Source organism: Magnetococcales bacterium (genome assembly GCA_015232395.1).
GTDB lineage: Bacteria > Pseudomonadota > Magnetococcia > Magnetococcales > JADFZT01 > JADFZT01.
On sequence record JADFZT010000020.1, the window covers coordinates 48,637 to 65,802 of the forward strand.

The window sequence follows — 17,166 nt, forward strand, 5'->3', positions numbered from 1 at the left end:
CCCAAAGTGGTCATCCAGATATTGAATTTCAGCCACTGACGGCTTTTCTGACAGCGTGGCAGGTTATCTAATCCACGCGCCCATCCATAGATTATTTTTCCCGCACGGCTGGAATCGGAACGGCATGGGCCTTGGCGTTTTCAGGGGCGGAAAACAGTTCAGGATTGGTAAATCTGCCCCCTATGTTCAATACGGAAGGATCCTCACCCGGCTCCACCCACCAGCACCACAAAAGATGCAGCGATTCGGTCTCGGATGTGTTGGTAAAACCATGCACCGTATAGGGGCGATGGTACATCATGTTGCCGGGTTTCACTTTTTTGTTCTCATCATCAGCCCACCAATCGGCCTCACCTTCCAAGACAAAATACATCTCATTGGCAGGGTGATTGTGTGCGGGATAGGTGACGCCCGGTTTCAGATAATAGTCACCACACATGATATTTTCGGGGTTCAACCCCGTACTGGAGCTGGATCCAAGCAGAACACGATAGAAATGGAGGGAATCTTCATCCGCCATGCCATTGGGCGCATGACCCCGATACCATGCGGGATATTTGGGATTGATCTTTTTATCCACTGTCTCGGCGTCGGCAAAGGAGGTGGTCCCCTTCAGACGCCCAGGAACCTGATACTCTCCACTATAGAGGCTGGGCTTACTGTCGACGCTCTCCTGTGTGGTGGTCGCACAGCCCCCCAGCACCGAAAGTGCCGCAACACAAAGAATCTTGGCTGGACCTTTTACTATTTTAAACATGACATGCACCTTTGGTCATCGAAATGACAGAGAAGGAAAACCACACAGTTATACGGCCTCTTTCCGGGCAAGGACCAAAACCCAACCGAGGGTTCCCCGTTCCGTTGTTTTGGCGCTCTCGGCATAGGCCGTGGCAAGACGGGGATAGTTGGCCTTGTTGGCCTGTTGCCCCACACGTTTATAGGTGATGTGCAAATGCTGCGTTAAATCTTCCCAGTTGTCAATCACCAGGCCATTTTGTTCCATGGCGGTTTGATAGGCCTCCTGGAGGTGGAGGGTTTCCAGATGGAAGCGATCACAGACCCACTCCCGCACATGGTCGTCCACCTCCCCCCTGGGAGAAATCAGGGTATCGAAACTCATCACCCCTCCGGGTTTGAGCACCTGACTGAGCTTTTCAAACAGGGGCTGCATCTCCCGGGCGTGCACATGATAGATGGCCGCGTTGCTCCAGATATGGGTGAAGCTTTCAGCCGCGAATTCGGCTTCCACCATGCTGGCGCAAAGGAATGAAACCCGTTTTTTAAGTTCTGGAGAGGCCTTGGCCAGGGCCGCTTCGGCCTGCTCGATGTTGGTCGTGCTCAGATCGAGCCCCACCACCCGACACTGATAGGTCTCAGCCAACCAAAGCGCGGTATAGCCGTTGCCACACCCCACATCCAACAGCACCGACTCCTCAGTCAAACCGATACGCTCTGCCATTCTTTGTACATGCAGATCGGTGGCGGCTTCCAGGGAGATACTCTCCTCCTGCCCAGGGGGAAAGTGACCCCAGCACATGGAACCGTTACCGGACCAAACCTCACGCATGATCTGGTTTTGGTGGCGATAGTAGGACTGTTTATTGTCATCCAGAGCCCCTTCCAGAGGGCGGCGGGCCAGGAACACCTTTTGCGTTGCAAACGGCACCTGACAGATGCCGTTAAAATGGTTCTGACGCAGCAGATCCCCCACGCTCTCAGAACGGATCGAACCATCACTATCGCCAACCATCCCATGGACCAAAACACTGCCACCCGGGGCCAGCGCCTTGAACACCCCGTCAAGCAGCCGGTTCAGGTTGGCTAAAGCCGTGGCCAGCCCCTCTTCCTGGCCTGGATTGTTCCAGTCAAGGGAGAGCAAAAACCGGGATGAAACCTGCAATAAAACCAAATCCACCCGGCGGCTGCCCAAGGTTGCGGCCCAATTGGCATCGGTCACACTCTGACAACTCATGGCAGCCACGAAAGGATCCGCTGCCTTCTGACAGATATCGAGATGCTGCTGACAGCGCTCGGCATCAAAATCAATCATCTCCAGATCTATGCCGCATTGGCGTATTTCCACCAGGGGCAGCGCCAGCTCCGGCACCACCTGACCACCCGATAGGGAGAGCACGCACTTGCCATGATTTTCATGGATGATATGGAATAGCTGCCTGACCTGCGGGGAAGCGTCCTGGCTCAGATGCATTTCATTACGCATGGTAGCGGTTTCTTTCCTTCGGCATGAGGGGATGACCGACTGGGGTGGGATGGATCACAAACCGGATCCTTATCCTTCCTCAGGGGGGCGTTCGCCACGGAACAGGAATCCATCGAACGCCTCTGCGGGCTCCAGTTGATCGAACCAAGTCGCATCGGCATCAAAACGGGCAAAAAACGGCATCCGGGTCAAATGGGGATCCCGGGCCTGGAGATATTGAAAAACAAAGCGTTTTTTGCCGCCCAGCCACCGCGTGCCCAGCACTTGCACCTTGCCATATTGTGTAGACATGACGGGGGCACGCACGGTTTTGGCCAAGCCACTCACCTGCCCATACACTTGCTGGACCAGATGCAGCGCCTTGTCGATGGAAATTTCAAAGCGACCTTTCGCCCCGGTATCCCGGGGAAGAAAGAGATAATAGGGGATGCACCCCAGCTTGATTTCGCTCTCCCAGAGCTGTTTCAGGGTGGCAACTTGATCGTTGATGCCGGCCAGCAGGGGCGATTGGGTACGGATCACCACCCCCAAACGGCGAACCACCTGAATGGCCTCACGGGCCTCGTCCGGCTCCAACTCCCGGGGATGATTGACATTGGCCAGCAAGGTCAGATGTTTGCCACGATCGACAACCTGTTTAAAAAGCGCCAACAGCTCTGGTGTATCTGGATCCTGCAAAAAACGATTGGGCCAAAAGCCCAGTGATTTGGTACCGATGCGAATATTGGTGATGTGATCAAGATCACTCTGGAGCAGAGGCAGCAGGTAGTCCGATAGTTGGGAGGCGTTCATGAACAAAGGATCCCCCCCGGTGAGGACCACATCGGTGACCTGAAGTTGGCTCTTCAGATAGTCGATCCACCTGGGAATGTCGTGTGGCGCCAATTTGTGTTTGCTTTGGGCCCCCTGAATAAACTGTTCCCAACGGAAGCAATAGGTACAGAAGGCAAAACAGGTCTGCCCGGCGTGGGGGAAGGCCAGCACCGTTTCCTGATATTTATGCTGAACCCCATTCAATGGTTCGCCAGCAAAGAGTGGAATATTCTGGCTCTGCTGACTGGGATCCGGGTTCATGCTGATCGTCAGTTCGGCCAGAAGATCCTTTTTTTGACTGGGGCTTATCGTTTCAACCGTGTCCAACCGGCTCAGAGTTTGATAGATCGATGGAGGGACGCAATCTTTTTCAGGAAAGATCATTTTAAAGATGGGATCATCGGGTACGGCCTGCCAGTCGATGAGCCGCAAAATATGGGCATTGGCTCGAAAAGGAAAAACCCGACTGACTGTTTCTATCTGTTTTAGTACGCCAGCTGGCAGCGTTTTCAATTGCTGAAGATCGACAAGGTCAGAGCGATGCATGAGGGAATAGGACATAAACCAACCCAAGGAGCGAAATGATAAGGCCCCCTAACGACAAAGAATGATCAGGAGAGGAGCGGCAAAAACAAGGTCGACTGAATAAGATGGCAGATACAGACTCAGCCAGCCCATTGAGAGACTGCTTACCATATATTAACCGCAATGGCTGCCGACCTCAACTATCGATGCCCACCCGTTTTTAGAAACAGCCTGATAAACATCATTGAACTGAAATTCAATGCACGCAAAAACATTGATTCTAGCCGACGCCTGTTTCACGCATGGTGTCAAATTTGGCAACCAGCCCGCCCCATGGTAAATCTCCCACCATAGACACAACCAAGCCACACCACCCCAAATTCCGTTTCCCAGGCAAAATCATCGCGCATGAGGTTTGGCCCACCTTCAACTTTACCATAAACTATTGAAATATAGATGAAATCGTGGTTTTGCAAAGTGGGAGGCCATTATCGGAATTTCGTCTGAAAATTGAAAAAAAATCCGAGCCTGCGTCTTGGTTTTTGGAGATCGGTTTTGCCGTGTTTGGCTCAACTTGACAGAATCTTCAACAGGGTTTTACTCAATGTGATAAAATCTCAAAAGGCTATCACACACCGAAAGAAAATGTTAACTTTTCAACGTGGACAAAGTTTTAACGAGGGACAGCGGGCTGAGCAATAACATGACAGTATCGACAGCCCCCTCCGGGCTCCTGCAGGAAACAATTCAAACATGATCACCGAATTCAGAGTCCCACAGCTCAACCCCAACGACATAGAGATCCTGGTGGTTCGCTGGAAGGTGAATAACGGAGCCACGGTCTCCTCTGGCCAGGAGATCGTCGAGGTGGAAACGGCCAAGGCGGTGGTAGAACTCGAAGCGCCGGTATCCGGTCATATCAAGCAGGCTTGCCTGGCTGGGGATATTCTGAAGGTGGGGAAAATTCTCGCATGGATCGCCGACAGCCAGGAATCGCTGACAGCCCTTGAAGACAAACCCACTGAAATAAATGGGGGAAATGTCCTTTCGGAAAACCCCGAAAGCTCCCCGGCCTCCAACGAAAATCGACGCCATTCCCCCCTCCCCCCTTCCCGGAAAAAGTCTCAAGAAAGCCGCTTTTCCCGTTCAGCCCAGGCGCGAATCCAGGCTTTGGGCATTCCGGAATCCCGTTTTGAGGGGATGGGGCTCGTGACCAACCGGGTGGTGGATTCGGTGCTGGAGGCCACATCCGGGGAGGCCACGACCAAAGGAGGCTCGGAGTTCCAGAGAAACCCCCTTCGCACCCAACGTGTTCCCCCCGGGAAGGCCCTGGAAATCGATCTGTTGACCCACGGCCAGGCCAATCTGATCAACAGCTCTCTCACAGTGCTGCTTCCCTCTGAAGGAATCCGCCAGACGCTTCGGGATTGGCAGTTTGAAGGCTCTCTGCTTTCCCTCATTCTCTATGAATTGACCCGACTGCTGAGAGAGCATCCCCGCTTCAATGCGTTCTACCACAATGGTTTCATTCATTTCTACGACACCATCGACGTCAATCTGGCCCTGGATCTGGAGAAGGGCTTGAAAGCGCCCATCATCCGGGATGCCGGGAAGATGACGCTACAGAAGATCAACGAAGCTGTCCACGCCTTGGTACGGGGCTACCTGGAAAACAGCCTGAGGCCGGAAGAGTTGATCGGCGGCACCGTGACCGTGACCGATCTTTCCGGGGAAAACATTCTCCATTTTCAACCACTGCGCAACAAAAACCAGGCGATCATCATCGGCATCGGTGGGGATGCCGATCCCCCCGGCCACCCCCTCTCGATCACCTGCGTCTTTGACCATCGGGTGCTGAGTGGACAGGAGGTGGGACAGTTTTTGAATAGCCTGAAAGAACGGCTCTCGAGTTACACCCTGGAGGGGATGCCGGTGACCGGGCAGGCTTTTTTGCACCAACGCACCTGCTCCCGCTGTGGCATCGACCTCAAAAGCCTCGAAGCCCAGTGGGGCGACCAAGCCATGCTGGTGCGTATGATCTCCACCCGAGGGGAAGGGTGGATATGCCACCGCTGTCTGCCCCTGAAATCCGAACCATGAACCGGGCGGAATTGATTCGGCAGGTGGTGGCCCGCTTTTTGGGACTTTTCCAAGAGGGGGTTCTGCTGGAAGGCCCTCTGCACCGCCACGGCCTACGCTCATCCATCCAGTGTCTCAAGCTCCACGCCCTGCTGGAAGAAGCCACCAAGCAGCGCGTCCCACCCATCACCACCGACATGACCCTGGCAGAGATCGTGATGCGTTTCAGGGGGGAGGTTATGGAAACAGCTACAGCTGCCACAACGGCTAACGCCACAGCGCCGCACACCTCTTCCGCCCGTCCCTCCCCTCCCTCCACTGATGGGCAACACCCAAGCCGGGAAATGGATCCATCGCGCTTTTCCAGAGAGCCATCCTCTTCCCAATCCCCCCACCAAAAGTGGGAGATTCCCCCTTTTTTTGTTGGCATCGATATCGAAGAGGTAGCCAACCTGCCCGAAACCGACCACTACCGGGCCACCCCCTTCTATCGGGATAATTTCAGCAGCCGGGAGATCGCCACCGCACTCCTGAAACCCTCCCCCCGGATCACCTTCTGCGGCTGGTTTTGCGCCAAGGAAGCCCTCAAGAAGGCACTACCGGAGGTCACACCCTTACGCCTGTCAGAAATCGAAATCCACGAAGCCGCAGGGCGACCCCGGATCACCACCATTCACCCCCGGATCAATCAGCGTTACCAACTGCAACTCTCCATCAGCCATACCGAGCACACTGCCGTAGCGGTGGTGCATGCCTTTCAGGTGCGCCATGGGTAGGCAATCCGGCTGGCTTCAGCGGTTGATGACTTTTTTTGAAGAGGGGGCGATCTGGAAATGGCGTTTTCTATTCCAGGGAGGCAAACTCTCCCGTTTTCCCCGGTTGGATCCCTACCGCCGTCTTGCTTTCGACCCCATTGACAAAGGCAGCCGGATCCTGGTGGTGGGAGATGGGGTGGCGGCGTTTACCCTGTTGCAGGCGCTGCACCGTTACGGTTTCAGGCATCTCACTTTACTGGCTCCCTTCGATACCCTGGGTGGAACCTGTCTACACCACGGCTGTATGGTTTCCGCCTGGCTCTCCACCCGGGAAAACCTCGATGCAGCCACTCTGGATGCGGGCCTGACCCAGTTGCGCCAAAAATTGGTCCAGGGCATGACCCACACCCTGGAAAATCTGGGGGTCCATTTTGAGCCTGGCTCTCTTCAGGAGATTGACAACCAAACAGCCATCACCCGGGCAGGGGGGCGGATAGCCTTCGATCGATTGGTGCTGGCTACCGGCAGTCGCCGGCGTTCCCATCCCATCCTGGGTGAGACCCTCTCACTGCCGCAGTTTTGGTCATTGCGTGAAGGCCATATCGTGATCGTCAACGAGGGTTCTCCAGAAATATATACCCTCGCCCACTTGGCCCAACGTCTGGGACTCCGGGTCACCCTGCTCCTCACGGGAAATCGTCCACAGCCCCGGCCCCCTTCCTTGCTGGATCTCCAATCCCGGTTGCAAGAGCAGGGGGTTGTCATGCATCACTCTGTCCGAATTTTGGAACGGCACAACACCACCCTGAGCGTCACCGTGGATGGGAGGAGCCTCCAGATTTCCTTCGAGCATCTTTTCCATCTGGGTGCACCCATCCCCAATCTGCCACGGGTGGACGGACATTTTTTAACCTTGGGGGATCTGGATCTGGAGCGGGGCTCTTTTCGCCACCATGAAAACCTCTACGCCGTGGGTGATGCAGCTGGTTTTTTCACCGCTGCCGAAGCCCAATGGCACGCTGAAGCCTTGGCCCGGACCTTCTCCCAGGGCACACCCATGCGCTGGGCACCCCTGGAGCGGCTGCCAATGCTCTTCCATGGTGACCCCCCTCTGGCCATGGTGGGGGAACCCCTCTCTCTGTTTCGCAGCAAAGGCTGGCGTCGGATCGATTTTTCCAGCCTGGGCTGGTCTGCCATCCACGGTATCCACGGGCAGCTCTGGTATCTCCCTTGTGCCGATGGTCGCTCTCTTTCAGCGATCCACATCGCCCACCCACAAGCTGATCTTTTGATCGGCCAAGCCGCTGCTCTGCTGGATTACGCCCTGGACGATCCCCGCTGGCAGCTTAGCGCTCCCCATCCATCGGCAGGAGAGATTTTTCACCTTTTGATCTCGGATTGGCGTACTTTTAAAAAGCCTTCGCCTGTTGTGGCCAAACCCTCCCGCCTGCCCCGAACCCCCGTCTCCAGGATCCTCCATCTCTCCTCTGGCCTCATCCATTTTTCCCTGGAAGAGCGACAAGCTGCCCCCCTGCAACCCGACCCGGAGCGCTATCTGAAACTACTCCTGGCCCTTAAAAATCGCCTCGGCCTCACCAGCCAGGAGACCCTGCCCCTGATTCCGGATGGGAAGGGGGGATATGTAGCGGATGGAGTTGGACCATTTCGGGATGTGTGGGAGTCTTCGACCGGTATCCTGAAATTTTACTGGCAGGAGGAGCAAGACCCCCTCCTCGTCATCGATGATAAGCCCGCAGCCCCCCTCCCCTCTCCGACCACCGATGGGGAGCAGGGAGGGAAGCGGCAAACTCATCCATTGCATGGATAGCCGGGCCTCATACCATGCTCTTCAACTCCTTCCCCTTTATCCTGGCTTTTCTTCCAGTGACCCTGCTGGGGTTTTATCTCCTGGGAGAGCGGGGGCATCGGAGCGGGGCGCTGGTGTGGTTGGTTTTCTGCTCACTCTTTTTCTACGGCTGGTGGAACCCACGCTATCTGGCGCTCATCCTGGGATCCATCGCTTTTAATTATGGGGTGGGAATTTGGCTGGAAAAATGGGGCCATTCCGGGAGAAAAAAACGGACTGGCTGGCTCCTGGCCCTGGGGATTTTGGCTAATCTGATCGTTCTTGGCTATTTCAAATACAGCCTTTTTTTTCTGGAAAATCTCAACCTGATTCTGGACAACCGGTTTCACATTGAGGCGATCATCCTGCCCCTGGGCATCTCCTTTTTTACCTTTCAACAGATCGCCTGGCTCACCGACATCCATCGGGGGGGAAAAATTCAGGGACATTTTCTCCATTACAGCTTTTTCGTGGTTTTTTTCCCCCAGCTCATCGCAGGCCCCATCGTGCGCCACAAGGAGATGGTCCATCAATATCAAAATCCGGCCTTCACCCGGCTGGATCCAACCAACCTTTCACTGGGTCTTACCCTCTTTTTCATCGGACTTTACAAAAAAGTAGCCATCGCCGACCGGTTGGCCCCCTTCGTGGATCCCCTTTTTTTGGCCGCTGAGGCAGGCCATGCCCTCAATTTTACCGATGCCTGGCTCGCCGGCCTCGGTTTCGGCTGCCAGATCTATTTCGACTTTTCCGCCTATTCGGACATGGCCATGGGCCTTGCCGCCCTGTTCAACTTAAGGCTGCCTGTCAATTTCAACTCCCCCTTCAAGGCCTGCAACATTGTCCAGTTTTGGCAACGGTGGCACATCACCCTCAGCCGTTTTTTGGCCCACTATCTCTTTGCCCCGATAGCCCTCACCATGCATCGGCTGGCAGAACGTTTGGCAGTGGGTGGCTGGGGCCGCTTTTGGCTCACGGTTCAGGTGCCGCTCCTTGTCACCTTTCTTCTCTCCGGCCTCTGGCACGGGGCGGGGTGGACTTTTATCTGCTGGGGGGGGCTCCACGGCCTATATCTCATCATCCACAACCTCTGGTCGGCCTGGCGGGAGCGATGGGGCAACAAAACAAGACTGAGTTGGCTGGGGGAGCTGGCGGCCCGCCTGCTCGCCCAAGGCATGACCTTTGCCGCCATCACCGTGGCCTGGATTCTCTTCCGGGCGGAATCATTGGGGGGGGCTGGGGTGATGCTTCGGGCCATGGCCGGTCAGAGCGGATTTCAAGCGGATCGGATTGACTTTCCCGCCGGGGGGCTGGTGGTGGTCCTCTTGCTGATCACCTGGTTGGCGCCCAATGCCCTGGAACTCACCCGCCGCTACCAGCCTGCACTGGAAAACCATCGGGGGGAGATTCGTCAATTTGCGCCAGTGGTGTGGCGTCCCAGTGCGTTTTCCGGGTTGGTCCTGTCGCTCCTGGCCTTTCTCGGTCTGCTCTATCTTTTTGTCTGGACCCGCGATGAATTCATCTACTTCCAATTCTGACGAAGGTTGGCCTTTCGTGGCCTGGTTCCTCTGGACCCTGGGAGCGCTTCTTCTGTTTTCAGCATTGGCCAGTGAATCGCTCATTCGCCTGAAAGTGGAAAAGCAGGACAATCGCCTGCACCACCTGACGATCTACCATACCGACTCAAGCCCCACCGCCATATTTGGCGACTCCCATGGGGCCGTGGATCTGCAACCCAAGGAAGGAGTGGTCAATCTGGCCTATGTCAGGGAATCCATAGAGGTGATCGCCATGAAGATCCGCCTTCTTCTGGATCGACGCCCACTCAAGCGGATCATCCTCCAGGCGGATCCATCGATGTTCGGCCCCTATCGCCTGGATGCCGTTGCCGATGTGGAGGCCTTTCGCCATCTGGACCAAGGCGGTTTCAATACCAGTTTTTTTACGCTCCGCATTGTTCTCGACCAACACCGCCCCCAAATTCTCAATTATTGGCGGGTTTGGTTCGAGGTGGGCAGTTTCCAAAAGCCGATCCTGCGCCTGCATCCCGGAGGATGGCTCGAAATGAGACGCCAATGGTTGGAGATGCCCGCTCCCCGCCGCAAACAGGAAACCCTGGCCCGCATCGCCTTACAGCGTCCACCGGCTCACTTTGCCGACCACCGGTTTACCTCCATCTACACCCAACTGCTCACTGAATTGATCGATGTGCGCCACATTCCGGTCTGCCTGATCGGCTTTCCCATGTCCCCCGACTATCTGGCGGAAATGGGCCCCTCTTTCGACCTGGTACAATCCTGGTTTCAAAAAACCGCCTTGGCCCATGGTGCAGCCTATTTCAACTATGTCGATCTCTATGGGGAACAGCCCCATCTTTTTGCCGACCAGGATCATCTCAATAAGGATGGGGCAGCCATTTTTTCTGAAAGGGTTTTCCACGATTGTGGGGTCGATTGAGTGGGCGTCCCTTCCGAAAACCTGTTTTTGCTCGAAAACCAGGAACTCGGAAGGGACTGGAATGGCGTCCAAAAGCTGAAGAAAACCGAGCCTGCACACCAAGCCCTGGAGAGAGACAAAGGCTTACATTTCAGACTGCAGATACTTGGCCATCTGCATGTCCGTTCCAAGGATGTGTTTGGTCACCCACTCTTTGAGGAAATCCAAAACCTCTGGTGTAATACCTTCGCCTTCGGCCTTGAACTTATTCTGCAAATTTACCGCCTGTTCCAGCAGGGAGGCATGTTCATTTTTATGCTCCATGAAACCGTCATATTCATAGGTTTGCATCAACCGTTCTTCATGACGAAAGTGCCACAAGGTATAGCTCAACAACTCCTCAAGCACTATTTCCATCTCTTCGCTTTCCTTGTTTTCAGCGACAGATTGAATGAGGTCGTTGAGAAGATCAATCAGGCGTTGATGATCTTTGTCGATCTCAGGGATACCAACACTCAGTGAATCGTTCCAGATAAGCTGTTCCATTTCCCCCCCAAAAAAAATTGACTGATTGATTCAGGGCTCCATACCGACTGATAAGAATCAAAAACCTTCGAAACCGATCAAAGAGACATCGTCTCTGCGTTTGCTATCCCCCTGATAATCGATCAAGGCTTGCAGGATAGGCCCCTCCTGTTGATCCATGGGCCTATCCCGAAGGGTTTCAAGCAGACGCATAAAACGCCGTTTGCCAAAGCTGCGTTTTTTCTCTCCACCAATTTGATCGATAATGCCATCCGAGGTCATGTAGTAGCGTTTGTCAGCGCCAAATGCCAAGGTGTGCGCGGTAAAATCAAAATCCCGATCAATACCTCGATATCCAATACCGGATTTGTCCCCTTTGATCTCCTGAACACCCCCTTCATCAACGATAAACAGCGAAAATCTGGCCCCGGAATAGACCATTTTTTTCCGGCGTTTATTAATAAAGCAAACCCCCAGCTCCAAACCATCGTCTGAATCCCCCAGCTCCTTGTCCTGACCGAGAGCCAACTGAATCAGCTGATGCATGCGTTGGATCAAGGTTCCCGTATCTCCGGGGGCCACTTCCAGTATGGCCTGATCCAGGGCACCGTTGGCAATCAAGGTCATGAATGCCCCGGGCACCCCATGACCCGTGCAATCCCCAAGGATAATGACACTGCCATTAAACCAGGGACGGTACCAATACATATCACCACCAACCACATCACGAGGCTCCCAAATGAGACAATGTTGAGGCAAAACCGTATTGATGACCTCCGTGGGCGGCATGATGGAGCGTTGAATCCGGCTGGCATACTGGATGGAGCTGGAAATAATGGCCAGGGCATCCTTCAAGCGATCATCGGCCATTTTTCTCTGGGTGATATCTTCCTTATTGGCAACAAAATGGCTGATATTTCCATCCCGGTCCCGAAGGGGAGAAATCGTGGTGGCTTCCCAATACAGCTCCCCACTCTTGCGTTTATTCAGGAATTCACCTTTCCAGGTTTTCCCCTTGGATAAGGTCTGCCAAAGATCCTGATAGAGGTGGGAATCCATTTCCCCTGATTTCAAAATACGCGGATTGCTGCCGATGGCTTCTTCCTGGCTATAGCCACTCACCTTGGAAAATTGTGGATTGACGAACTCTATGTTGGCGTCACGATCGGTGATCACGATGGATAGAGGGCTCTGTTCCACAGTTCTGGACAGCTTTGTCAGCTCGATTTCCAACTCCTGCCGATGGGAAATTTCACGACGCATGCGTCGATTCCAGATAACGATGATCAGAATGATGGTCAAGGAGACCACAACAGCAGGAACGGCATAAAACAGGATGGTCCTGATATCCAGACCAAGTTTGATCTGGTGGGCCATCCAGGTATTCTTGATGGCTTTCTTTTCGGAGGTGTCCAGCGAAGCGAGGGCCTTGTCCAGGATGGGAACCAACTCCGGCCAATCCTTGCGCACCCCCATGGAGAGAGCATAATCGTAAGATGTGGGTGCGGCAATCTGAAGCTGACTCAGACCCAACCGCTCCATTTCATAACTGATAACCCCGAGACTATCGACCACAGCATCGATGGTTCCCGCATCCAGATCCTGGAGAAGTTGGGCGACGTCGGTTTTTTCCACCAGTTGTATCGCTGGATAATCATCCGTGAGCCACTCAACGGCGACATTCCCTTTCACCACCCCTACCCGCTTGCCCTGGAGATCATCGAGCCCCCCGATCAAAGCCCCCCCCTTACGATTGACAATACCCATGGGGAACGAAACATAAGGCTGGGTAAAATTTAAAAATGTTTCCCGCTCCGGGGTCCGCACAATCGCGGGCAAAAGATCCAGTTTACCCTGCTTGACTTTTTCGATCACCTGGACCCAGGAGAGTGCTGTGACCGGCTCCATGGCCACGTTCAAACGCCGTTCAAGGGCCTCGACATATCCGGAGCTTACCCCGGCATAAGCACCCTTCTCATCCACAAATTCAATCGGCGGCCAGGAGTTGTCGATACCCAGCCGTACCAGATGGTGCTCGGAGAGCCACTGTTTTTCACTGGAGGTCAACCTGACCTTATCCCGTTCGGAATCAACGATGTTGATCCATTTACCCTGAATTGCCTGCTCTTCCTCCTCGGTGATGGTGTCCAGCCCTTTTTGCAAAATGGATTGCAGCAGGGGTTCGTCATCCCGGGAAAACAGATGGATTGAAGAGGCTGCGAATTCAGTTTGAATGATGGCTTTCAAACCAATGATCGCATTGGTTTTGATGGCCTGTTCCACAGCCATCTGAACTTCCATCATGGCATCCACTTCCCCATTCAACACCTTGCTGATCGAATCCATCAGATTCTGTGTTTCGACAATGACCGCCTGGGGATATTTTTCCTTGAGTTTGGGAATGGTGCCATACCCCTTGACAACAGCTATGCGCCCCTTTGCCAGATCGTCCATGGCGGTGATTGGGGAGCCTTCCTTCACATAAATGAATTCCCGAATAAAGAAGTAGGGTTTGGAGTAAAGACCATAGGTCGCCCGCTCATCGGTGTAATAGGTTGCTGGCAAGAGATCGATGTTTTTTTCCTGTAGTCCGGTCAGCAAGGTTTGCCACGCATCACTGACGATCTCCAGCTTGAGCCCGGTTCGTTCTGACAGCAGGTCCAGGTAGGCTCCTGCCAGGCCGCCAACACGACCGTCCTCTTTGGTGAAAACCACCGGCGCCCACTCCTCGACTCCAACCTTGACGCGATGCTGTTCAATCCAACGTTTTTCCGATTCGGTCAGAGAGACGATCCGCCCCAATCCCGACCCGGAGGAGATGCCTGACAAGGAGAGATAACGCCCGATGATCGTGCGCTTTTCCTCCTCCGAGATCGAACCCAGGGCCTTGTCGAGGATATCTCTCAAAATGGCACGATCTTTTGGAACAGCCATATGGAGGAGTTGTGGTTTATCACCAATAAGGGCAACCGCTTTGACACCAGGCAGTAAATTTTGATCGATCAGATAGGCAGCGACATATTGGGAGCCAACATAGGCCTCTGCTTTCCCAATGGAGACCATTTTCAGCGCCTCCAAAGTGGATTCGACCACCAAAGAATGAATGCCCGGATAGTCGGATTTTAAAATCCCCTCCATGGCATATCCCTTCTCAACCGCAACACTCTTACCGGTCAAATCGGCCATGGTCTTGATATTCGAGTTTTCGGGGTCAGTAAATATGGCGTTGTACAACGGCAGGAAAGGGCGGGAGTAGGCCAAAGCCAGGGCGCGTTCTTCGGTATGGTAAATCTCCGGGGCCAGGTCGAGTTGGCCTTGTTTGAGCTTCCCGAGCATCTCCCCCCACGGGCCAAACTGTGGCTCCACCTTCAAGCCGACACGACTGGCCACAAGCTTGAGGATGTCAGAAGCAATGCCGGTATGCTCGCCATTGGCATCCTGATAATCCACCGGGGGCCAATCGGTCAGGGCGATGGTGCGGATGGTCGGGTTGGTGGCGATCCATCTTTTCTCTTCATCGCTCAACGCCACCAACTTGCCCTTATCGACAGGGATCTCCAGAGTGGCCAGAAAATCTTTTTTGGGAATCAGTATCAGCCTCAGACCCTCGCGATTCTTGAAAATATCGTTCAGGGGATAGGCATAAAGCCCCAACCCGGATGGAGCCACTCCATGGCGTTCAGCATCAAAGCTGTTTCGCCCGGGGAGATAACGGCTCCAGCGTTTGTCCGGGTCGGGATGCAGGATGATTTCGCCGTCCTGGTCGATCAGGAAAAGATCAAAATCAGCGGAATGGCCCAGCTGCTCCAAAAAACGGTCCATCATCAGGTTGATGACGACGACGCCACGAAAGCTGCCTTCGACAAAAACGGGGGTGGATATGCGAAAGGTCGGGCGAATCGGTTTTTCGATTTCACCCTTTTCCATATTCAGATTGAGTTTGGAATGCCAAAGTTTGCCTTGGGGAAGGGATTTTGGGCCCTGAAAATAGGATTTGGCACTCTTATCCTGCATGGCCGCAAGGTCAACGACCGTGGGTAGAATCTGGCCTTTATACCTGTCGATTCGAACACGCTCCAAACCGTGTGCATTCAAAAATCGAACCTGCATGTAATCCAAATTGGCTGACGATATGGCGTGGAAAAAGGTGGTCAGATGATTCCGGTCCGCTTCCGTTTTTTCCCGGGCATAGCGACGGGTAAATTCACTTTCAGCCAGGGAGAGAACCTGATTTTCCACACTTTGGACGAAATGACTGAGGATACCCAGCTTGAATTTGGACTCGGCTGCCGCTTTGCTCTCCAAGGCGTGGAGAACGTCAGCAGGAAGCGACCTACTGTCAGTCTCAGCACCCGTTTTGGCAGCAGAGAGAGACTCTCTCCCTGGGTCAACCGGAGTGGCAGAAGAGAACTCAGCACAAAAGAGGATCATCAGCGCTGCAAAAACAGATCTGACACCCACATTTTTTAGGATCAAAAAAAGATTTTTCTTGCCCACCCTGTCAGCCTTTGGCCATAGGCACGGTTCAGCCTCCAAACCGAGGACCGGATTTAACCATGGAGAATCATTTCACCCAGGCAGACCGGTGACCTTCGATTTTGGAATGACCAATGCCGTTGTCCCCCATACCTGCTCTTGATTTTCCAGAACAGGCCTCCCACACCACCATGGTCTTTGGCAGGAGAGGCAGCTTGGACAAATTGAATATCCAACCGCCGCCCCTTTTTTTTCATCCGGAAATCCAGGTTTATTCATCCACAGCGCACAAGTTGAACTTGGCCGCTTCCAGATCCTCACCGAACTCTTCTCCCAACTCCTCCATATTGTCATCGTCAGATTCGTAATACCAGTTAACGGTGACGGACACCCCTTTTTCCGCTGTTTTATCCAACAATGTGAAGAGCTTCATGACCACCTTGGCGCTGGTGCTGTTGAAGTAGATCAGCTCAAAGTTGAACGTCACTTCTCCTTCATTCAGGCCATTCAGATGTTCTCCAAGGGCGGATAGATTTGGGCCGAAAAAGGCTGGCACATCCTCGGGGTAGGACTCCCCACGAATGGAAAACGTATTGTTGGAGAAATCAAAGTCGATTTCAGGAGAGCGTTCGGTACGTTCGATTTTGATGTTGTCCATGATTCACCTTTCCATATCCGGGTCAAATATAGGCTTTCAGAGTAAAAAAGTCGTGTTCGCTTCCTATATCCAAAAAATCAAACTCGATAGGCCGGGAGGCCTTTTTGGCGATATCCACGAATCCAACGCCCGCCCCCTTGCTCCCTTCAGGTATGTCTCCCAACAATATCTGCTTGTAGAGGGCTTTGAGTTCCTTCTGGTCCATACCCTGGATCGCTCTCAGTTGGGTGTTCAGACGTCCGACATCACCTTTGAGGATCTTATTGCCACATGCCACAAAATAGAGATTTTCCTCCTGCCCTACCGTCAGCAGGCCATAACTCAAAACAGACTCCTCGGTGCAGGGTGGCTCCCGTTCCGCCGAATAACGAATGATATTTTGCATCTGCTCAACAAAGATGCCAAAAATTTTCCGGGTGGTTCCAGCACTCATTTCTTCCAAAGCCAGTTTTTGTTTAAGAACCTGTCCAATTCCGGAAAGAACAGATTCGGTCATATAGCCGCTATAACAGAAAACAATTCCCTGATCCTGGAGTTTTTCACGGATTTCATACAGGCTTTTCGATAACATGATTTCAATCCCGTATTTTATTGATACTCTGAAAGCTGGTCTCTACAAACCAGATGATGAGTGTAATCAAGGCCAACATGAAAGTGAAGTGATCAAAGGCCTCCCGATCCACCCTCCTTCCATAGGCATTATAGATGGCCACCAAGGAGGGCTGGAAGAAGTGTCGCACATTTTTTTCCTCAAACCTGAGTTTCTGGCGGGTGGGCACATTTGAGCCTATCGAAAAATCAAATCCTAAAGAAAACGACATGTTACGGTACT

General features: G+C 53.5%; 12 protein-coding genes. 5 read left to right on the forward strand and 7 right to left on the reverse strand.

Annotation, left to right across the window (positions count from 1 at the left end; genetic code table 11):
• Positions 1 to 91: 91 nt before the first annotated feature.
• The 3 genes from HQL52_07980 to HQL52_07990 form a co-directional block, all read right to left on the reverse strand.
• Complete coding sequence (locus HQL52_07980) at positions 92 to 757, reverse strand: cupin domain-containing protein (protein ID MBF0369377.1); 666 nt, start codon at positions 755 to 757, stop codon at positions 92 to 94.
• Positions 758 to 805: 48 nt separating this feature from the next.
• Positions 806 to 2,221, reverse strand: coding sequence for a methyltransferase domain-containing protein (locus HQL52_07985; GenBank protein ID MBF0369378.1), 1,416 nt, complete (start codon positions 2,219 to 2,221; stop codon positions 806 to 808).
• Positions 2,222 to 2,290: 69 nt separating this feature from the next.
• Positions 2,291 to 3,595 carry a lysine 2,3-aminomutase gene (locus tag HQL52_07990; protein MBF0369379.1) on the reverse strand — a complete coding sequence of 435 codons (1,305 nt, stop codon included), beginning with the start codon at positions 3,593 to 3,595 and terminating at the stop codon, positions 2,291 to 2,293.
• A gap of 717 nt (positions 3,596 to 4,312) precedes the next feature.
• On the opposite strand from HQL52_07990, the gene HQL52_07995 reads away from it, so the two are divergent.
• The 5 genes from HQL52_07995 to HQL52_08015 are packed head-to-tail and all read left to right on the forward strand — an operon-like array spanning position 4,313 to position 10,696.
• Entirely contained in the window at positions 4,313 to 5,659 is a 1,347-nt protein-coding gene (locus HQL52_07995) for a 2-oxo acid dehydrogenase subunit E2 (GenBank protein MBF0369380.1), read from the forward strand.
• Positions 5,623 to 6,414, forward strand: a complete 792-nt coding sequence (locus HQL52_08000; GenBank protein ID MBF0369381.1) for a 4'-phosphopantetheinyl transferase superfamily protein — start codon at positions 5,623 to 5,625, stop codon at positions 6,412 to 6,414. The genes HQL52_07995 and HQL52_08000 overlap by 37 nt, the downstream gene beginning before the upstream one ends.
• The gene (locus HQL52_08005; protein ID MBF0369382.1) at positions 6,407 to 8,221 is read left to right on the forward strand and encodes an NAD(P)/FAD-dependent oxidoreductase; all 1,815 of its coding nucleotides are present in this window, start codon (positions 6,407 to 6,409) and stop codon (positions 8,219 to 8,221) included. Before HQL52_08000 ends, HQL52_08005 begins: the two co-directional genes overlap by 8 nt.
• 14 nt (positions 8,222 to 8,235) lie before the next feature.
• A complete protein-coding gene (locus HQL52_08010) occupies positions 8,236 to 9,777 on the forward strand; it encodes an MBOAT family protein (GenBank protein MBF0369383.1) in 1,542 nt (513 codons plus the stop codon).
• 16 nt (positions 9,778 to 9,793) lie between these two features.
• Positions 9,794 to 10,696 (forward strand): hypothetical protein, encoded by a 903-nt coding sequence (locus HQL52_08015; protein ID MBF0369384.1) that lies wholly within the window; start codon positions 9,794 to 9,796, stop codon positions 10,694 to 10,696.
• Between the two features lie 123 nt (positions 10,697 to 10,819).
• On the opposite strand, the gene HQL52_08020 is transcribed toward HQL52_08015, so the two are convergent.
• The 4 genes from HQL52_08020 to HQL52_08035 form a co-directional block, all read right to left on the reverse strand.
• A complete protein-coding gene (locus HQL52_08020; protein ID MBF0369385.1) occupies positions 10,820 to 11,221 on the reverse strand; it encodes a hemerythrin family protein in 402 nt (133 codons plus the stop codon).
• A gap of 57 nt (positions 11,222 to 11,278) precedes the next feature.
• The gene (locus HQL52_08025) at positions 11,279 to 15,631 is read right to left on the reverse strand and encodes a transporter substrate-binding domain-containing protein (protein ID MBF0369386.1); all 4,353 of its coding nucleotides are present in this window, start codon (positions 15,629 to 15,631) and stop codon (positions 11,279 to 11,281) included.
• A gap of 316 nt (positions 15,632 to 15,947) precedes the next feature.
• On the reverse strand, positions 15,948 to 16,334 hold the full coding sequence (locus HQL52_08030; protein MBF0369387.1) for a DUF1987 domain-containing protein: 387 nt from the start codon (positions 16,332 to 16,334) through the stop codon (positions 15,948 to 15,950).
• A gap of 22 nt (positions 16,335 to 16,356) precedes the next feature.
• A complete protein-coding gene (locus HQL52_08035; protein ID MBF0369388.1) occupies positions 16,357 to 16,905 on the reverse strand; it encodes a hypothetical protein in 549 nt (182 codons plus the stop codon).
• Positions 16,906 to 17,166 lie beyond the last annotated feature (261 nt).

Bases quoted from the DNA above. Each gene is read 5' to 3' on its own strand.
- HQL52_07990 (MBF0369379.1), bottom strand. From the start codon at position 3,595: ATGTCCTATTCCCTCATGCATCGCTCTGACCTTGTCGATCTTCAGCAA.
- HQL52_08020 (MBF0369385.1), bottom strand. From the start codon at position 11,221: ATGGAACAGCTTATCTGGAACGATTCACTGAGTGTTGGTATCCCTGAG.
- HQL52_08010 (MBF0369383.1), top strand. From the start codon at position 8,236: ATGCTCTTCAACTCCTTCCCCTTTATCCTGGCTTTTCTTCCAGTGACC.
- HQL52_07995 (MBF0369380.1), top strand. From the start codon at position 4,313: ATGATCACCGAATTCAGAGTCCCACAGCTCAACCCCAACGACATAGAG.
- HQL52_07985 (MBF0369378.1), bottom strand. From the start codon at position 2,221: ATGCGTAATGAAATGCATCTGAGCCAGGACGCTTCCCCGCAGGTCAGG.
- HQL52_08035 (MBF0369388.1), bottom strand. From the start codon at position 16,905: ATGTTATCGAAAAGCCTGTATGAAATCCGTGAAAAACTCCAGGATCAG.
- HQL52_07980 (MBF0369377.1), bottom strand. From the start codon at position 757: ATGTTTAAAATAGTAAAAGGTCCAGCCAAGATTCTTTGTGTTGCGGCA.
- HQL52_08025 (MBF0369386.1), bottom strand. From the start codon at position 15,631: ATGATCCTCTTTTGTGCTGAGTTCTCTTCTGCCACTCCGGTTGACCCA.
- HQL52_08000 (MBF0369381.1), top strand. From the start codon at position 5,623: ATGCCACCGCTGTCTGCCCCTGAAATCCGAACCATGAACCGGGCGGAA.
- HQL52_08030 (MBF0369387.1), bottom strand. From the start codon at position 16,334: ATGGACAACATCAAAATCGAACGTACCGAACGCTCTCCTGAAATCGAC.
- HQL52_08005 (MBF0369382.1), top strand. From the start codon at position 6,407: ATGGGTAGGCAATCCGGCTGGCTTCAGCGGTTGATGACTTTTTTTGAA.